Raw genomic sequence first — 15714 nt, forward strand, 5'->3', positions numbered from 1 at the left:
CATCCTGCCAGGACGCCGTGCGCCGGGACGAGCGGATATCAGGCGCGCGGCGAGGACGGGCGAGGGTCGGTCGACTCCTGCTCCGCGGGGCTCTCTGCCGAGTCGGCCGTGGTGGGTGGGTCAGGGCTGGTCGCGGCCGCCCCGGTGGGCAGCGGGACCGGGGAGTCCCCGCGCAGCGTGGAGAAGACGGTCCACACCACCGCCACCAGCGGCACCGCGACGACGGCGCCGAGGATCCCGGCGAGCACCGTGCCCGACAGCACGGCCACCGCCACGACCACGGGGTGCAGCGCGACCTGCTTGCCCATGATCAGTGGCTGCAGCACGTGCCCCTCGAGCTGCCCGATGGCCGCGATGCCGAGCGTCACGATCAGAGCCGTGACGAAGCCCTGGGCTGCGAGGGCCACCACGGCGGCGATGATCATCGCCAGCGGCGCACCGATGATCGGGATGAACGCCCCGATCAGCACGAGGACGGCCAGCGGAGCAGCGAGCGGCACGCCCAGGATCTGCAGCAGGACGAAGGCGAGGACGCCGTCGATGAACGCGATGATGACGGTGCCACGGGCGAACCCGGAGAACGTGTACCACCCGGCACCCGCGGCGTCCCGCCACCGGCGACGCTGCCGTTCAGGCACCTGTCCGACGAACCATCTCCACATGCGGTCGCCCGAGTGCACGAAGAACACGGTGCAGAAGATCGCCAGGGCGATCACCATGAAGCCCTCGACGACCGACCCGGCGCGCTCCGCGGCCTGTCCGGCGATGTTCTGGGCGTTGTCGGCGAGCCACTGCTGCCCTGCGTCGACCCACTCGTTGAGCTGCGCGCCCGTGATCGACAGGCCGAAGGGCAGGTTCTGCAGGGAGTCGAGGATCTGGTCCACCCCGGTGTCGAACTCACCGGCCAAACGGGTCCACTGCCCCGCCACGGACGCGACGACATAGGTCAGCAGACCGCCGAAGACGATGACGCCGCTGAGCAGCGCCAGCAGGGTCGCCAGGGCCCGGGGCATGACCCGGGCGTACAGGTCGGCCAACGGCCGGAAGACTGACGTCAGCACCAGGGCAAGGAAGATCGCGACGAAGATGACCTGAACCTGAGCGGTCGCGTACACGACCAGCGCGACGGCCACGACCACGGCGACGAGCCGCCACGACCAGCCACCCGTCGTGCGCAACCACTGCGGGACGTCCTCCGTGGACTCGCTCACGACCACTCCCTCTGCCTCGGGTGCTGCCAGTGTGCTGCCCCGGAGGTCTCAGTGCACGGAGAACCCGCCGTCGACGTGGATCGACTGGCCCGTCACGTACGACGACGCCGCGCTCGCCAGGAAGACGGCGGGGCCTGCGAAGTCTGCGGGCAGCCCGTTGCGGCCCACGAGCGTCCGGTCCGCGAGCGCGGCGACCCGAGCAGGGTCGTCCTGCAGCCGCCGGTTGAGCGGCGTGAGGACGAACCCGGGCACGAGCGTGTTCGCGGTGACGCCGTGCGGCGACCAGGCCTCGGCCTGGGAGCGGGCCAGCGACTCGAGCCCGCCCTTGGACACGCCGTAGGCGCCGCTGGTGACGAAGGCGCGGTGTGCCTGCTGGGAGCTGACGTGGATCAGACGGCCGTAGCCTCGCTCCGCCATGCCGGGTCCGAACCGTTGTCCCAGCCAGAAGGGCGCCTCGAGGTTGACGGTCATCGTGGCGTCCCAGACGGCCTCGTCGATCTCGGCCATCGGCGGACGCAGGTTGATCCCGGCGCTGGAGACCACGACGTCCGGCTCACCGAAGGGCTCGACCACGTCGTCGCAGGCGGAGCGGATCCCGGCTCTCGTCGACAGGTCCCCGACCACCGCGGCGGCGCGGCACCCGGCGTCGGTGAGGTCGGTGACGGTGGCGTCCAGCGCCTGGCGGCCGCGAGCGAGAACGACGACGGCGGCACCCGCGTTGGCCAGCGCTGTGGCGATCGCGCGGCCGATCCCGGAGCTGCCGCCGGTCACCACGGCGGTGCGACCCTCCAACGAGAACAGGTCACCGAGAGAGCTCTGGCCGGTCACGCGCGTACCGCCCTGGTCCAGGGAGGAGGTGATGTCTGCGATCTCACACCACGATCCTTCCACGGCCGGCGGGCCGCAGCGCCCAGGTGAAGTCGTCAGCCCGGAACACGCGTTGCCGACACAGCCTCGTCAGCGCTGCAGGGCGGTCATCAGATCGGCCGCGCGGTGCGGCGCCGTGCTGAAGACGACGAGATGGGTCGCGGTACCGGTGGCGAGCACGGGGTGGAGCTGTGTGAGATCGGCGTCGGCTGCCGACACCGACATGCCGTCCGCGGCAGGAAGCGCGCTCGTATCGATCAGCTCGGCGGCGCCCAGGCCGCGCCAGATCGAACCCAGTCCCACCCGCGGGGACAGCGCGTCGGTGACCGTGATGTCCTCCGGCTCGGAGCCAGGCTCCAGGCGACGCAGAACCCCGGGAAGCCCGGACTCCAGCCCCCAGGTGACGTACTCGGTGAGAAACTCCACGGCCTCTGCACCAGCCTGCCGCACCGCTGACGTCGCCAGCAGCCGGCGCGCGCCGGACACCGCCTCCGCCTCGGCCAGCGCTTCGGGCACCTCGTCGGCGAGCTGCCGCACTGCCTCGTGGTCTTCTGCCTCGATCGGCGCGAGCGTCACCGCACGGGACACGGCGCGCAGCGCCGAGGCGTCGTCCGCACCGAGGGGGAGCACGCGCCACCCGATCTCACCCCCGAGGTTCACGGCAACGAGTTTCCCCTTCAGCGCGTCGAGGGCGTGCTCGGCGTCGAGACGCACCACGGTGCGGCGCGCGTCGACCTGCGAATAGCTGATGGCCCAGTGCCGAGCGGTCGCGATGACCTTCCGAGTATCCACGGGGAAACTCTCCCACCTTGTCCAGCGGCAGCGAAAACGCCTCGGTGGGTGTAGACCCTGGGGGGTCTTCGTCGCTGTCGTCGGGCGGTCCTCAGCGGCACGGCCGGTCCAGCGCACACGCACCGCGACGTGTCCCCCGTGTGCACTCCCCCGGTTCGCCAACGTCGAAGACCCACGGCGGTGGACCCGGGAGACACGACGCCGCTGCCTCGACGAGTGTCCGGAGGGGGACGTGAAACCCGCACGCACCGACTCGCGACACGACAGAAGGCCCCCCGGTTGTGGACCCGGGAGGCCTTCGTCGTCGCTGTCTCAACGAGTGTCCGGAGGGGGACTTGAACCCCCACGCCCGATAAAGGGCACTAGCACCTCAAGCTAGCGCGTCTGCCATTCCGCCACCCGGACAGGTGGACCGCCCCGAGCCCGTCGGCTCGTTTCGGTGCGGTGAAAAACATAGCACGGCAGGCGGCCCCACCTGCAAACGGGTCACGGTGGCACGGGTCACGTCCGGCCGACGACGACGGACCGGCCGGTGGATCGGCTAGCGTCCTGGCATGGTCGACGAACGAGAGATGGTCCGCGCCTTTCACCAGGCCTTCGACATCCCGGTCAACGACGGCCGACCCGAACTGGCGCTGCCCGACGACCGCCTCCGGCTGCGCTACCGCCTGGTGGCCGAGGAGTTCGCCGAGCTCACCGGGGCCGTCCTGGGCCCGGACGCCCGCGCCGTCGTCGAACGGGCCGTCGAGGCGGTGGTCGACGGGCCGACCGACGACGCCGATCTGGTCGCGACCGCCGACGCCACCGGCGACCTGCGGTACGTGCTGCACGGTCTCGAGCTGGAGTGCGGGATCCCCGGCGAGGAGGTCTTCGCCGCGATCCACGCCTCCAACATGGCCAAGCTCGGCCCGGACGGCGTGCCGGAGCGACGGGGCGACGGCAAGATCCTCAAGCCGACCGGGTGGCGGCCACCCGACGTCGCCGGCGTCCTCGCGGCCCACCAGCCGGACGACGTCGGCGGCCCCGTGTAGCGTTCCTCCGGCCCGGACCAAACGGTCATCGGGTGCAGACCGGACGAAGGAGCACGCGCACCATGATGGGTGGGCACCACGCCGCCTCGGGAGCAGCCGCCTGGGTGGCCGTCACCGCCACCACACCGATCGCGTTCGGCTGGTACCCGGTCTCGGACGTCGGCGTCATGACCGGCGCCCTGGTGTGCGCCGGCGCCGCGCTGCTGCCGGACGCCGACCACCACAACGGGACCATCTCGCACTCGTTGCCACCGGTGTCCGAAGGCGTGACGAAGTTCGTCTCGACGGTCGCCGGCGGCCACCGCAACGCGACGCACTCGATCGTCGGCATCGCGGTGTTCACCGCGGTCGCCTGGCTGGTGAGCTTCGTCACCGTGGAGACCGAACGGTTCGGGGAGGTGCTGATCGGCCCCGGGATCATGGCCGTGCTCCTCATCGCGTTCGCGGTCCGGGCGCTGAAGCTGACCGGCCAGCGCCGGTGGTGGACCTGGAGCCTGTCGGTCTCCCTGGCGGCGTTCGTCGCCGTCTTCGCGCCCGAGGAGTGGTACTGGATGCCGTTCTGCGTCGGGCTCGGCTGCGCCGTGCACGTCCTCGGCGACCTCGTCACCACCCGGGGCGTGCCGCTCCTGTGGCCGCTGAGGATCAGGTCCCCCCGCTGGGTGCGGCGGCACCGGTGGTTGCCGTTCGACGACATGTGGAGTCCGCGCGGGAACTTCTCGATGCCGCTGCTGGGCAACGCCGGGTCGTGGCGCGAGTGGGCGATCATGACGCCGGTGAGCGCGTACGCCGTGCTCGGCGTCGCCTGGGCGATGCTGAACCAGATGGGTTTCGACACGGCCGGCGCCTGGGACTCCGCCACCGAGATCGTCCTGTCGACCGGCGAGTCGCTGCTCGCCTCCTGAGCCGCGACCGGACACGGCGCCGGGCACAGAACCCCGGACACGGCGGAGGGAAAAACCCTGGACCGGCACCCGAGGCCGTGGAACCCTCGTCGTGAACGGCGCAGCAGGTGCGCCCGCAGGAAGGGAGGGCCGAAGCATGGACGACGTCGTCATGCACGCCCTGCCGCACACCTCGGCACGGGCCGCCACCACCGCCTGTTGAGGAGCCGCCGACGGCCGCTCCTCCCCTCTGCGAGGAGCCCACCCGTGCACCAGCACCTCCCTGATACACCCCTGACCTCCACCCCCGTGGTCGGTCCGGGTCCCGACCAACGCTGGTCCACCTGGACCTCCGTCACCAAGGGCCAGCGTGGCCCTGAGCCCCGACCCGGCTGGGTCGTCACGGCCGACGCCGCGCTCGACACCGAGCTCGGCGTCCTGAAGACGGGCAAGGAGGCCGACGTCTTTCTCGTCGAACGAGCCGTGCCCGACGACGCCCGTCAGCACAGCGTCCTGGCCGCCAAGCGGTACCGCGGGCGCGAGAACCGGCAGTTCCACCGGGACTCCACCTACACCGAGGGACGCCGTGCGCGACGCACCCGCGACCAGCGAGCCGTCGAGGACCGTCGATCGGCGTGGGGACGCACCGTCGCGGCCACCCAGTGGGCGGACGCCGAGTTCTCGGCGCTGTGCCGGCTGTGGGACGCGAGAGCCCCGGTCCCCTACCCCGTGCAGGTCGACGGCACCGAGCTGTTGCTGGAGTTCGTCGGCCACCGAGCGTCCGACGGCGCGTACGAGGCCGCCCCACGGCTGGCCCGGCTGCGGCCGGGCCGCGATGTCCTGGCCGACTGGTTCGACCAGCTGCGCCGGGCGATGAGCGTGCTCGCTCGGCTCGGTTGGGCGCACGGCGACCTGTCGCCGTACAACATCCTCGTCGACACGGCGGGCACGTCCGGCGCCCTCGACGGCGGACGGCTGGTCGTCATCGACCTGCCCCAGGTCGTGGACCTGGTGGCGAACCCGTTCGGGGCCGAGCTGCTGCACCGCGACTGCCGCAACGTCTGCGCATGGTTCGCCGCGCGCGGGCTGGAGGTCGACGCGGACGAGCTGTTCGCCGACGTCTTCTCCCAGGCGTGGTGAGGCCCCGACGCCGGCGCGACCGGGGCGGTCGTGCCGGCGTCGGGCACCGGTGAGGGGCCGGCGGCGGACCTGGTCAGGGCAGCGCGTGCCCGGACCAGCCCCGCTCCCGGGCTACCGCAGCGGCGTGAAGTCGCGGTCGGCGATGCGCGTCGGACGAGGCGCGGGTGCCGCGTACGGCTCGGCCAGCGTGTTCTCGACGCTGTTGAACACCAGGAAGATGTTCGAGCGCGGGAACGGCGTGATGTTGTTGCCCGACCCGTGCATGATGTTGCAGTCGAACCACAGCGCCGACCCCGCCGGACCCGTGAACTGGTCCACGCCGTACTTCCAGGCGAGCTCGGTGATGGCCTCCTCGCTCGGGACGCCGATCTTCTGCTCCTTGAGCGAGTCCTGGTGGTAGTTCTCCGGGGTCTCGCCCACGCACGGCACGTAGCTGCGGTGCGAGCCGGGCATCACCATCAGCCCGCCGTTGTAGGGATAGTTCGGCGTCAGGGCGATCGAGCAGCTCACCGCACGCGGGGCGGGCATGCCGTCCTCGGCGTGCCATGTCTCGAAGTCCGAGTGCCAGTAGAACCCGGTGCCCTTGTAGCCCGGCATGTAGTTCACCCGGGTCTGGTGCAGGTAGACGTCCGAGCCGAGGAGCTGGCGAGCCCGGTCCAGGAGGCGCGGGTCCCGGCTCAGCGCCTCGATCTGCTCGCTGATCCTCGTCACCTCGAAGATGGAGCGGACCTCCCCCGACACCTTCTCCCGCACGACCCGGGGGTCGCCCTGCAGGGATTCGTCGGAGGCGAGCCGTTCCAGCTCGGCGCTGTACTGCGTCACCTCACCGGGGGTGATGAAGTCCGGCAGGATGGTGAACCCGCGCTCGGAGTGCGCCTCCAGCGCGGCGGCGTCGAACGGGCCGTCGTCGTCCGTCCCCCACACCGTGGGGTGCTGACGTTCGATGATCTCGCCCGGGCGGGTCAGCCTGCTCGGGTAGAGGTCCGTCATGGTTTCCGTCGTGGCGGTCATGGGTCATCCCTTCTCCCGGATCGTCCCGGGGTCGCGGCGTCTCATGCTCGCGGCGTGCTCGTCGCCCGTCGGTCGATCAGGACCCGAGCACGCGCACGTGACCCATCGGAACGCGGAAGGGCACCCGGTAGCAAGTCGGCGGGCCGGGCGGGCGCGTCGACCGGTCAGCCGCCGACGCCCACGCTGTTGTCCGGAGCGCCGTCGCCGGGCGGCAGGTCACCGCGCTCGACCGGGCCGTCCGTGCCGAGCCCGGGGCCTCCGTCCCCCGGACCAGTCCCGGGGCCGCCGTCGCCGGTGCTCGACGGCGCGGGGGGCAGCAGCGTGTCCAGCTCCTCGGCGGTGGGGACGCGCACGGACTCCAGCGCCGTGCGCAGCACCTCGGGCTCCACCCCTGTGCCGGAGACCCGCACGATCGCGCCGTCCCGCTCGACGGCGTACTCCTGCGCGTCGCCGGCCGTGCGGTGGAACGCCTCGCCCTCCGCCGTGCACTCGACCGGGCCGTCCGCCTCCTCCCCGCCGGTGGTGAGCACCGGCAGGTCGGGACAGGTCTCCGCCGAGATCTCGCCCCTGAGGGTGGAGATCATGACCGCGTCCCCTGTCGAGGCGTCGGAGAGGACTGCGGAGTACCCGTCGGCGCCGTACGCACCGCCGGCGTGCGAGATCGCCTCCAGGCCGTCGACGTCGATCGTCAGCACGTACTCGGGCACCACGCCGTGGTACGCCGCACGCTCGGCGATCGTCGCCGGGTCGGCCGGTCCCGTCGAGGCGGCCGGTCCCGTCGAGGCGGTCGGGTCGGCCGACGACCCGCCGATCAGGTTCGCGCAGCCCGTCAGCGCCAGGACGGCGGCCGCCGTACAGCTCGTCCAGGCGGTCCGTCGTGAGCTCATGGTCCGCCATCCTGACAGGTCGGCGGGCGCGCGCCCCGTCAGTCGAGCGCGCGTCGCAGCCACCACCGCGGCAGCCTTCCGCTGGTGGCGGCGGTCTCCCCGACCTGCTCGAAGCCCTCGGACTCGAAGAGCGGGACGGTCCCGACGAACGCCGCGCTCACCGGGACCCGCGCACCGGGCGTGACCTCCACCGGGAACCCCTCGACGGCCCGCGCCCCCCGGGAACGCGCGTGATCGACCGCTCCGCGCAGCAGCGCGCGGGCCACGCCGCGGCGCCGGTACCCGACCCGCACCACGAAACACATGACGACCCAGGTCGTCGGCCAGCCCTCGGGTTCGCCGCGGGGCAGGACGCGCGAGCGCTGCAACGACCCGGCGGCCGAGCGAGGAGCGAGCCCGACCCAACCGACGGGGGTCGTCCCGGTCCCGCCGCCGGTGTCCTCCAGGTAGGCGAGGAGCCCCGGGGGCTCGTGCGCGCACAGCTCACGCAGGTGTCCCTCGCGCCCGTCGACCGACAGGCCGCGTGGCATGCGCCAGTGCAGGCACCAGCAGGCCTGTTCGCGTCCCCGCGAGTTGAGCAAGGTCGCCACGTCGTCGAACCGGCTCGCGGTCGCGGGTTCCACCCTCACCTCGACCATGCCTCGACACTACGACGGGACGCCGACACCGACAGAGCGAGGTGTCACGCCGCGGGTGCACCGGTGGGCATCTCGTGGTTCAATATAAGCACCTACTTATGGAAGGAACCTCATGAGCATCACCATCGACCCTGTCGCCACGGCAGGACTCGTCGCCCGCGAGGTCCGCAGCGGCGAGCGCGGTGGCGAACCCACCCGCATCACGGTCGCCCGACGCACCTACGCCGCTGAGCGTGACGACGTCTGGGACGCCGTCACCTCCGCGGAACGGCTCCCGCGCTGGTTCCTGCCCGTGGACGGCGACCTGGCACCCGGCGGGCGCTACCAGCTCGAGGGCAACGCGGGTGGCACCATCGAGCGGTGCGAGGCACCCGAGTCGTTCTCCGTCACGTGGGAGTTCGGTGGCGGCACGTCCTGGGTGACGGTCACGCTGCGCCCGCACGACGCCGGCACGCTCCTCGAGCTGGTCCACGAGTCACCGGTGCAGCCCGAGTTCTGGGAGCAGTACGGCCCGGGGGCCGGCGGCGTCGGCTGGGACCTCGCACTCATGGGCCTCGGTCTGCACCTCGCCACGGGGGCTGCCGGCGACCCGCGCGAGGCCGACGCCTGGAGCGTCTCGCCCGACGGCGTGGCATTCGTGCGAGCAGCGGCCACGGCGTGGGGCGAGGCGGCCGCCGCCGACGGGGACGACCCCGAGTCCGCGCGGGCGGCGGCCGAGCGCACCGTCGCCTTCTACACCACCGCACCCGAGGCGTGAGATGACCCGACCGGCGTCGGACCCGGTCTTCGCCGCCCTCGGCGACCCGGTGCGCCGACGGCTGCTGGAGCTCGTGCACCGTGCCGGCGAGCAGCCCGCGGGCGCACTGGTCGACGCGCTGCGGTCCGAGCGCGACATCTCGCAGCCGGCGGTCTCCCAGCACCTGCGGGTGCTGCGGGAGGCCCGGCTGGTGCAGGCGCGTGCCGAAGGCACCCGGCGGCTGTACGCCGTCGATCCTGTCGGGATCGACGCCGCCCGGAGCTGGCTCGTCACCTTCGCCGACCCGTTCTCGCAGCCTCTCGACGCGCTGGACACCGAGCTCGCCCGCGGCCGCCGCGACCGCCGTCGTGCCGCTGCGGCGAGCGACTCGGGTGGCACCTCGAGTGACACAGCAGGGACCGCTCCGGTCAGCGGAAGTCCCTCGACCGGGTCGCTACCGGGAGGTGCAGCGGGGCGAGGTGCTCGGCGAGCAGGTTGACGGCGCCGTCGGACCGTTCCACCTGCCCGCGCACCACCATGGCCGCCGCTCCCCGGGCCACGGTCCGGAACCGTCGCCACAGCCCGGGGGTGCAGATGACGTTGAGCAGCCCGGTCTCGTCCTCCAGGGACAGGAACGTCACCCCGCCGGCAGTGCCGGGCCGCTGGCGGTGGGTGACGACCCCACCGACGGCGACGCGACGCCCCGGCTCGGTCCGCATGGCTGCTGCGACCGTGAGCACCCCCTGACGGTCCAGCCCGTCCCGCACGTGCTCCAGCGGGGAGGTCGAACCCGGGGTGATCCCGGTGGCCCAGGTGTCGGCGACGTCGATCTCGAGGGGGGTCATGCCCGGCAGCGCCGGGGCCGACACCCCGACACTGACCCCCTCGAGCGTGTCCGGCCCCTCCTGGCCGAGCGCACCCGCGGCCCACAGCCCCTCGCGCCGGGTCACCCCGAGCGAGGTCAGCGCGCCGGCGGTGGCGAGCGCCTCCAGGCGCGCGGTGGACAGCTCCACCCGGCGCACCAGGTCGCGCAGGTCCCTGAACGGTCCGTGGGTGTCCCGCTCGGCGACCACCCGTTCGGCGACGTCGGTGCCCAGTCCTCGCACGGCCGCCAGCCCGAGCCGCACCGCCAGCCGGGCGTCGACGTCGAGCGGTGTCGCCCCGCTGCCGAGCATGCCCTCCGCACCGTCGACCATGCCGTGAGCGCCCGTCCCGCCCTCCGGACGGGCGCTCACGGCATGGTCGGCCGGGAACACGCCGGCGAGCGCCGCCGAGGCGTTGACGTCCGGACCCAGCACCCGCACCCCGTGGCGACGGGCGTCGGCCACCAGGGAAGCCGGGGAGTAGAACCCCATCGGCTGCGCGGCCAGCAGCCCCGCGAAGAACGCCTCGGGATGGTGCACCTTGAGCCACGAGCTGGCGTAGACCAGGAACGCGAAGGAGTACGCGTGCGACTCGGGGAAACCGAAGTCGGCGAACGCCTTGAGCTTGTCGTAGACCTCCTCGCGGACCTCGGGCGGCACCCCGCGCTCGGCCATCCCGGCGAACAGCCGCCCGCGCAGCGCCTCCATGCGTTCCACCGACCGTTTGGACCCCATGGCACGCCGGAGCTGGTCGGACTCGGCCGGGCTGAACCCCGCGACGTCGATCGCCATCTGCATGAGCTGCTCCTGGAACAGCGGCACCCCCAGGGTGCGCCGGAGCGACGGCTCCAGCAGGGGGTGCAGGTAGGTCACCTCCTGACGGCCCCGGGAGCGTTCGATGTACGGGTGCACGGAGTTCCCCTGGATCGGACCGGGCCGGATGAGGGCGACCTCGACGACGATGTCGTAGAACGTCCGGGGCCGCAGCCTCGGCAGGGTCGCCATCTGCGCACGGGACTCCACCTGGAACACCCCGACGGTGTCGGCCGTGCAGAGCAGGTCGTAGACCCTCGGGTCGTCCTGCGGCAGGGTGTGCAGCTCCAGCCGCTCCCCCGTGCGCTGCTCGACCGCCTCGAAGGCGTAGCGGATCGCCGTGAGCATGCCCAGGCCCAGCAGGTCGAACTTCACCAGGCCGGCGTCCGCGCAGTCCTCCTTGTCCCACTGCAGCACCGTGCGGCCCTCCATCCGGGCCCACTCGACCGGGCACACCTCGATGACGGGCCGGTCGCACATCACCATGCCCCCGGAGTGGATGCCCAGGTGCCTGGGAAGACGCAGCAGGCGCTCCGCGAGATCCAGCACGGGCGCCGGGATCTGCCCCTCCTGCTCGGCCGACGGCGGCACCTGCGCGGGCACGACGTCGTGGGAGTCGTCCGCCCGTCGCAGTCCGCCGTCCGGCCGGTCCTGGCCGGCGAGCGGGTCGACGACCCGGCCGGCCGCGGAGCCCCACTGGGCGGCCACCCGGGCCTTCTTCTCGTCCCGCCGGGTGACCGGCGCACCACCGGCCGCTCGGGCGTCACGAGCCGCCGCGTCCGCGGCCGGGCTGACCGGGTCAGGTCCCCGCAACGACCCCCAGCGCTCGATGGACTTGGACCAGGCGTCCTGCTGCCCGACGTCGTACCCGAGCGCGCGGGCGGCGTCGCGCACCGCCGAGCGCGGCCGGTAGGAGATGACGTTGGCCACCTGCGCGGCGTGCGTGCGCCCGAACCGGGCGTAGACGTGCTGGATGACCTCCTCACGGCGCCCCGACTCGATGTCGATGTCGATGTCCGGGGGTCCGTCCCGCTCGGGGGCGAGGAACCGTTCGAACAGCAGGCCGTGATGCACGGCGTCGACGGCGGTGATCCCCAGGGCATAGCAGACCGCGGAGTTGGCGGCGCTCCCCCGCCCCTGGCACAGGATGCCCTCGCGCCGGCAGAACTCGACCAGGTCGTAGACCACGAGGAAGTACCCCGGGAAGTTCAGGTCGGTGATGACGCGCAGCTCGTGGTCGATCTGCGCCCACGCCTTCGGCTCCCGCCCCGTGCTGCCGGGCCCGGGGCGCGGGCCGTACCTCTCGGTGGCCCCGCGACGCACCAGCTCACGCAACCAGCTCGCCTCGTCGTGCCCCGACGGCACCGGGTACGGCGGCAGCTCAGGGGCCACCAGGTGCAGGTCGAACGCGCACTCGGCGGCGAGCTCGGCGGCCGTCGGCACCGACCGCGGGTGCCGGTGGTGCAGCCGGGCCATCTCCGCACCCGAGCGCAGGTGCGCGGTCGGGGCCCCGGGCAGCCAGCCGTCCTGGTCGTCGAGGGAGGACCGGGCCCGCACGGCCGCGAGCGCCCCGGCGAGGTCCGCGTCGCGCGGGCGGGCGTAGTGCGCGGCCGTGGTGGCCACCAGCGGCAGCCCGGCATCTTGCGACAACGCGGCGAGCGCGGCGTGGCGGTCGGCGTCCCGGGGGTCGCCGGTGGCGGTGATCTCCACGGCGACGTTGTCGTGCCCGAAGACGGCGGCGAGCCGGTCGAGCTCGCGGCGCGCGGCGGACCACGGGTCGGGGCCAGCAGCTCCGACACCTCCTTCCAGGGCTCGCCGCACGGCCCCCTTGCGGCAGCCGGTGAGCACCAGCCACTGCCCGTCGGCCTCGGCCCCGAGACGGTCGAGGTCGTAGCGCGCCGCCCCCTTGACCCCGGCCTCGAGGTGGGCGGTGGCGATGGCGCGCGACAGGTTCCGGTAGCCGTCCGGGCCGCGGGCCAGCACGAGCAGGTGCGTGGCCCGCGGGTCCGGGACGCCGGTGGGTTCGTCGAGCACCGGCGCGCCGCCGGGCGTGGGGGCCGGCAGGTGCAGCTCGGCGCCGAACACGGTGGGCAGGCCGACGGCCCGCGCCGCCTCGGCGAAGCGGACGACGCCGTACAGCCCGTCGTGGTCGGTCAGGGCCAGGGCCTCCAGGCCGAGCCGGTCGGCCTCGGCGGCGAGCTCGGCCGGGTGGCTGGCGCCGTCGAGGAAGCTGAAGGCCGAGTGGGCGTGCAGCTCGGCGTACCGCTCCGTCTCAGTCATAGACGGCCTCCACCTGCCAGGCCCCGGCGACCTGGGCCAGCAGCAGCCCGCGCCCGTCGTCGAGCACCGCCTGCAGGTGCACCCGTCGGGTGCCGCCGTCAGGGGCCCACCATCGTTCGGCGAGCGGCCACGGTCCGGCCCAGCCGACGACCGCGTGCTCGCCGTCGTCCCAGCGCACCCAGGCCGGGTCGCCGCTGCGGGCGAGGCGGGCGTCGACGACGACGTCATCACCGGTCGCGTCGAGCAGACGGGCGGCGGTGGGTTCGGGCAGCACGGTGGCCGGGGCCGGGCTGGGCAGGGCCCCCGGCCACGGCCGGTCGGGGGGCCGCTCGACCACGGCGTCCTCGCCGTAGGGCACGAGCCGGACGCGGCTGCGCGGGTCACGCCCGCCGGCCCGCCGGACGGCGAGCACCCCGTCGCCGCCGAGCAGACCTTGCACGCGGTCCAGGGCCTGGCGGGCCCGGGCGTCCTGCCCGGCGTCAGCGCCCCACAGGGCGGGCTGGTGCGTGCCGGCGGGGGCGACGTCCTCCGCGGCGAGCGCGAGATGGACCAGGGGTGCGACCTCGGGCGACCCGTCGGTCCCGGTACGCCGGCGCGCGCCGTCGGTCAGCCAGCCCTCGAGCTGCCAGCGCACCCGGTCGGTGATCCGTGCGGCGGGCAGCCCCCCGGCCGCAGTGTCGGTGCGCCAGAGCCGCTCCAGCTCGCCCTCGGTGGTGCGGGCGGTGATGCGCAGTCGTCCGCAGGCCACCCCGTGGGCGACGAGCAGCGTGTGCAGCTCCTCGGCGAGCCGGCGGGCCGCGAACGCGGCGACGTCGACCCGGCCGGCGGGCGGGTCGAGCGCGGTGCCGACGGCCAGGTCGACCTCGGGGCGCCGTCGGGCGGGCGGACGCTCGTCCTCCCCACGGGCCAGGCGGTGCGCCCAGACGCCGAGGTCACCGAACCGGGCCGACACGCTCGCCGCGGGCAGGGCAGCCAGATCCCCGAGGGTGCGCAGCCCGAGGCGCCACCACAGCCCGACGGCGTCCCGGACGGCGGCGACCGCGCCCGGGTCGCACACGGCGTGCACGAGCTCGCCCACCGGGCGCCCGGCAAGGGCTGCTGCGGATCCTCCGGGAGGGACGACGGCGTCCTCGCGGGCCGCGAGCACCGCGGCGAGCAGGCCGTCGGCCACTCCCACCTGGCACTCGTGGCCCGCCTCGGCCGTCGCGGCGACGAGCCGTTCGGCCAGCACCCGCTCGGTGCCGTGGTACCTCGCCGCACCCTCGGCGGGCAGGAGCAGCAGGCCGGGGCGGGCGACCTCGAGCCCGGCCACGACGGTCTCGGCCCCGGCCGCCACGGGCTCGAAGGCCCGGGCGTCGCGTTCGTCGTCGGCCTCCAGCAGGACCAGCCCGGGACATGCCTCCTGCGCCTGCCGGCGGCGCATGCCGCGGCGCACCCCGGCGCTGCGCGCGACGGCGGAGGTCGCGACGACGCTGCGCCCCGCCGTCGTCCCGCCACGCGACGGCGCACCGAGGACGGCGGCGGGCACGTGCGCGTCGAGGCCGGCCTCCGCGAGCGCGGCGACGACCGGCCAGTCCGGCACCCAGAGCACGGCGGTGCGGGTGCTCCGGGTGCTGCTCCGCGTGCTCATGCGACCCTCAGGTCGCGACCCACGGCGAGGCGTGGGCCGACATCCTCGGCCGGTGACGGGAGATCCCCGCAGACGGGCACCTCGACGTCGATCTCCACGGGCCGGGCCGCCGCGCCGCGCCCGGTACGCAGCACCGACAGGGTGCGCCGACGCAGCCACCCGGCACCGGCGTCGGCACCCGACCAGGCCCCGCCGCGGGCGTCGAGCACGACGTGCGCGCCGGGCCACCGCTCGGTGGTGACCAGGACGGCGTCGCGCTGACGGGTGCGGGCGGCGAGCCGCCGGCGGTCGACGTCGGCCAGCGCGGCCCGCGGCCCGACGACGAGCACGTCCATGCCGTCGAGCAGCGCGGCGAGCACGGCGGGGGCGTCCGGGCCCGGGGCGGGGACGACGGCGGTGCGCTCCAGCGAGATGCCGACGTCGGCGGCGGCGAGCATCCCGACGGCGGGAGCCCCGACGAAGGCTACCCAGGCGCCGTCACGCGAGGCGGTGGCGAGCAGGGCGAGCAGCAGGCTCGTGGAGCCCTGCACGGTGAGGATGCCGCCGCTCGGCAGCCCTCCGGGCAGCAGAGGGGCGAGGGCGGGGTGCACCGTACGTGCCGGGGTCTCCGCGGGGATCTCTGGCACCACCCGCGTCTTCGGCGATTCGGTCCGTACCGTCCCGAGCGGTGGGCCGGCCGGCGCAGGGATGGCCGGCGCAGGGATGGCCGGCGCAGGGATGGCCGGCGCAGGGATGGCTGGCCGCATGCTGCGGGGCGGCTCCTGCTCCGCGGCGCGCAACGCGGCCAGCGCTCGCGAGTGCCGGTCGTCGTGGGCCGCCCGGGGCTCACGCACCTCGGGACGGGTCCCGGGGACGACGCTCATGCGGCCCCCTCCCGGCGGTCGAGCAGTCGGTCGGACCGCATGTTCGAACACTTGTTCGAACATGGGTTCAG

General features: G+C 74.0%; 14 protein-coding genes and 1 tRNA gene. 5 read left to right on the plus strand and 10 right to left on the minus strand.

The window, feature by feature from the left end:
* Window positions 1-38: 38 nt before the first annotated feature.
* The 4 genes from HDG69_RS14275 to HDG69_RS14290 all read right to left on the minus strand — a co-directional run bounded on the left by HDG69_RS14275 (window position 39) and on the right by HDG69_RS14290 (window position 3275).
* A complete protein-coding gene (locus HDG69_RS14275; protein WP_171784480.1) occupies window positions 39-1211 on the minus strand; it encodes an AI-2E family transporter in 1173 nt (390 codons plus the stop codon).
* Between the two features lie 48 nt (window positions 1212-1259).
* The gene (locus HDG69_RS14280) at window positions 1260-2039 is read right to left on the minus strand and encodes an SDR family oxidoreductase (protein WP_171784481.1); all 780 of its coding nucleotides are present in this window, start codon (window positions 2037-2039) and stop codon (window positions 1260-1262) included.
* Between the two features lie 129 nt (window positions 2040-2168).
* Window positions 2169-2993 carry a nuclear hormone receptor family protein gene (locus tag HDG69_RS14285; RefSeq protein WP_171784482.1) on the minus strand — a complete coding sequence of 275 codons (825 nt, stop codon included), beginning with the start codon at window positions 2991-2993 and terminating at the stop codon, window positions 2169-2171.
* A 197-nt stretch (window positions 2994-3190) separates the two neighbouring features.
* Window positions 3191-3275 (minus strand) — tRNA-Leu (locus HDG69_RS14290).
* Between the two features lie 149 nt (window positions 3276-3424).
* On the opposite strand from HDG69_RS14290, the gene HDG69_RS14295 reads away from it, so the two are divergent.
* From HDG69_RS14295 to HDG69_RS14305, 3 genes are all read left to right on the plus strand, one after another.
* Entirely contained in the window at window positions 3425-3901 is a 477-nt protein-coding gene (locus HDG69_RS14295; RefSeq protein ID WP_171784483.1) for a pyrophosphohydrolase domain-containing protein, read from the plus strand.
* Window positions 3902-3963: 62 nt separating this feature from the next.
* Window positions 3964-4803 (plus strand): metal-dependent hydrolase, encoded by an 840-nt coding sequence (locus tag HDG69_RS14300; RefSeq protein WP_171784484.1) that lies wholly within the window; start codon window positions 3964-3966, stop codon window positions 4801-4803.
* Between the two features lie 246 nt (window positions 4804-5049).
* Window positions 5050-5922 carry an RIO1 family regulatory kinase/ATPase domain-containing protein gene (locus HDG69_RS14305; protein ID WP_171784485.1) on the plus strand — a complete coding sequence of 291 codons (873 nt, stop codon included), beginning with the start codon at window positions 5050-5052 and terminating at the stop codon, window positions 5920-5922.
* A gap of 111 nt (window positions 5923-6033) precedes the next feature.
* On the opposite strand, the gene thpD is transcribed toward HDG69_RS14305, so the two are convergent.
* The 3 genes from thpD to HDG69_RS14320 form a co-directional block, all read right to left on the minus strand.
* Entirely contained in the window at window positions 6034-6933 is a 900-nt protein-coding gene (thpD, locus tag HDG69_RS14310) for an ectoine hydroxylase (RefSeq protein WP_171784486.1), read from the minus strand.
* 164 nt (window positions 6934-7097) lie between these two features.
* A complete protein-coding gene (locus HDG69_RS14315) occupies window positions 7098-7820 on the minus strand; it encodes a hypothetical protein (RefSeq protein ID WP_171784487.1) in 723 nt (240 codons plus the stop codon).
* Between the two features lie 38 nt (window positions 7821-7858).
* The gene (locus tag HDG69_RS14320; protein ID WP_171784488.1) at window positions 7859-8458 is read right to left on the minus strand and encodes a GNAT family N-acetyltransferase; all 600 of its coding nucleotides are present in this window, start codon (window positions 8456-8458) and stop codon (window positions 7859-7861) included.
* A 112-nt stretch (window positions 8459-8570) separates the two neighbouring features.
* Here HDG69_RS14320 and HDG69_RS14325 point away from each other — a divergent pair, with 112 nt between their 5' ends.
* Window positions 8571-9215 (plus strand): SRPBCC family protein, encoded by a 645-nt coding sequence (locus HDG69_RS14325; protein WP_171784489.1) that lies wholly within the window; start codon window positions 8571-8573, stop codon window positions 9213-9215.
* A gap of 1 nt (window position 9216) precedes the next feature.
* Window positions 9217-9693, plus strand: coding sequence for an ArsR/SmtB family transcription factor (locus tag HDG69_RS14330; RefSeq protein ID WP_171784490.1), 477 nt, complete (start codon window positions 9217-9219; stop codon window positions 9691-9693).
* Here the strand turns inward: HDG69_RS14330 and HDG69_RS14335 are convergent.
* From HDG69_RS14335 to HDG69_RS19130, 3 genes are read right to left on the minus strand one after another with little or no spacing between them, the layout of a single operon-like run.
* On the minus strand, window positions 9623-13150 hold the full coding sequence (locus tag HDG69_RS14335; RefSeq protein ID WP_171784491.1) for an error-prone DNA polymerase: 3528 nt from the start codon (window positions 13148-13150) through the stop codon (window positions 9623-9625). The genes HDG69_RS14330 and HDG69_RS14335 overlap by 71 nt on opposite strands.
* The gene (locus HDG69_RS14340; RefSeq protein ID WP_171784492.1) at window positions 13143-14780 is read right to left on the minus strand and encodes a Y-family DNA polymerase; all 1638 of its coding nucleotides are present in this window, start codon (window positions 14778-14780) and stop codon (window positions 13143-13145) included. Before HDG69_RS14340 ends, HDG69_RS14335 begins: the two co-directional genes overlap by 8 nt.
* Window positions 14777-15643 (minus strand): hypothetical protein, encoded by an 867-nt coding sequence (locus HDG69_RS19130; protein WP_246256621.1) that lies wholly within the window; start codon window positions 15641-15643, stop codon window positions 14777-14779. Before HDG69_RS19130 ends, HDG69_RS14340 begins: the two co-directional genes overlap by 4 nt.
* Window positions 15644-15714 lie beyond the last annotated feature (71 nt).

Origin of the sequence: Isoptericola halotolerans (assembly GCF_013149785.1) — a bacterium.
Classification (GTDB): Bacteria; Actinomycetota; Actinomycetes; order Actinomycetales; family Cellulomonadaceae; genus Isoptericola; species Isoptericola halotolerans.

Bases quoted from the DNA above. Each gene is read 5' to 3' on its own strand.
- HDG69_RS14295 (WP_171784483.1), top strand. From the start codon at position 3,425: ATGGTCGACGAACGAGAGATGGTCCGCGCCTTTCACCAGGCCTTCGAC.
- HDG69_RS14300 (WP_171784484.1), top strand. From the start codon at position 3,964: ATGATGGGTGGGCACCACGCCGCCTCGGGAGCAGCCGCCTGGGTGGCC.
- thpD (WP_171784486.1), bottom strand. From the start codon at position 6,933: ATGACCGCCACGACGGAAACCATGACGGACCTCTACCCGAGCAGGCTG.
- HDG69_RS14315 (WP_171784487.1), bottom strand. From the start codon at position 7,820: ATGAGCTCACGACGGACCGCCTGGACGAGCTGTACGGCGGCCGCCGTC.
- HDG69_RS14320 (WP_171784488.1), bottom strand. From the start codon at position 8,458: ATGGTCGAGGTGAGGGTGGAACCCGCGACCGCGAGCCGGTTCGACGAC.
- HDG69_RS14325 (WP_171784489.1), top strand. From the start codon at position 8,571: ATGAGCATCACCATCGACCCTGTCGCCACGGCAGGACTCGTCGCCCGC.
- HDG69_RS14330 (WP_171784490.1), top strand. From the start codon at position 9,217: ATGACCCGACCGGCGTCGGACCCGGTCTTCGCCGCCCTCGGCGACCCG.
- HDG69_RS14335 (WP_171784491.1), bottom strand. From the start codon at position 13,150: ATGACTGAGACGGAGCGGTACGCCGAGCTGCACGCCCACTCGGCCTTC.
- HDG69_RS14340 (WP_171784492.1), bottom strand. From the start codon at position 14,780: ATGAGCACGCGGAGCAGCACCCGGAGCACCCGCACCGCCGTGCTCTGG.
- HDG69_RS19130 (WP_246256621.1), bottom strand. From the start codon at position 15,643: ATGAGCGTCGTCCCCGGGACCCGTCCCGAGGTGCGTGAGCCCCGGGCG.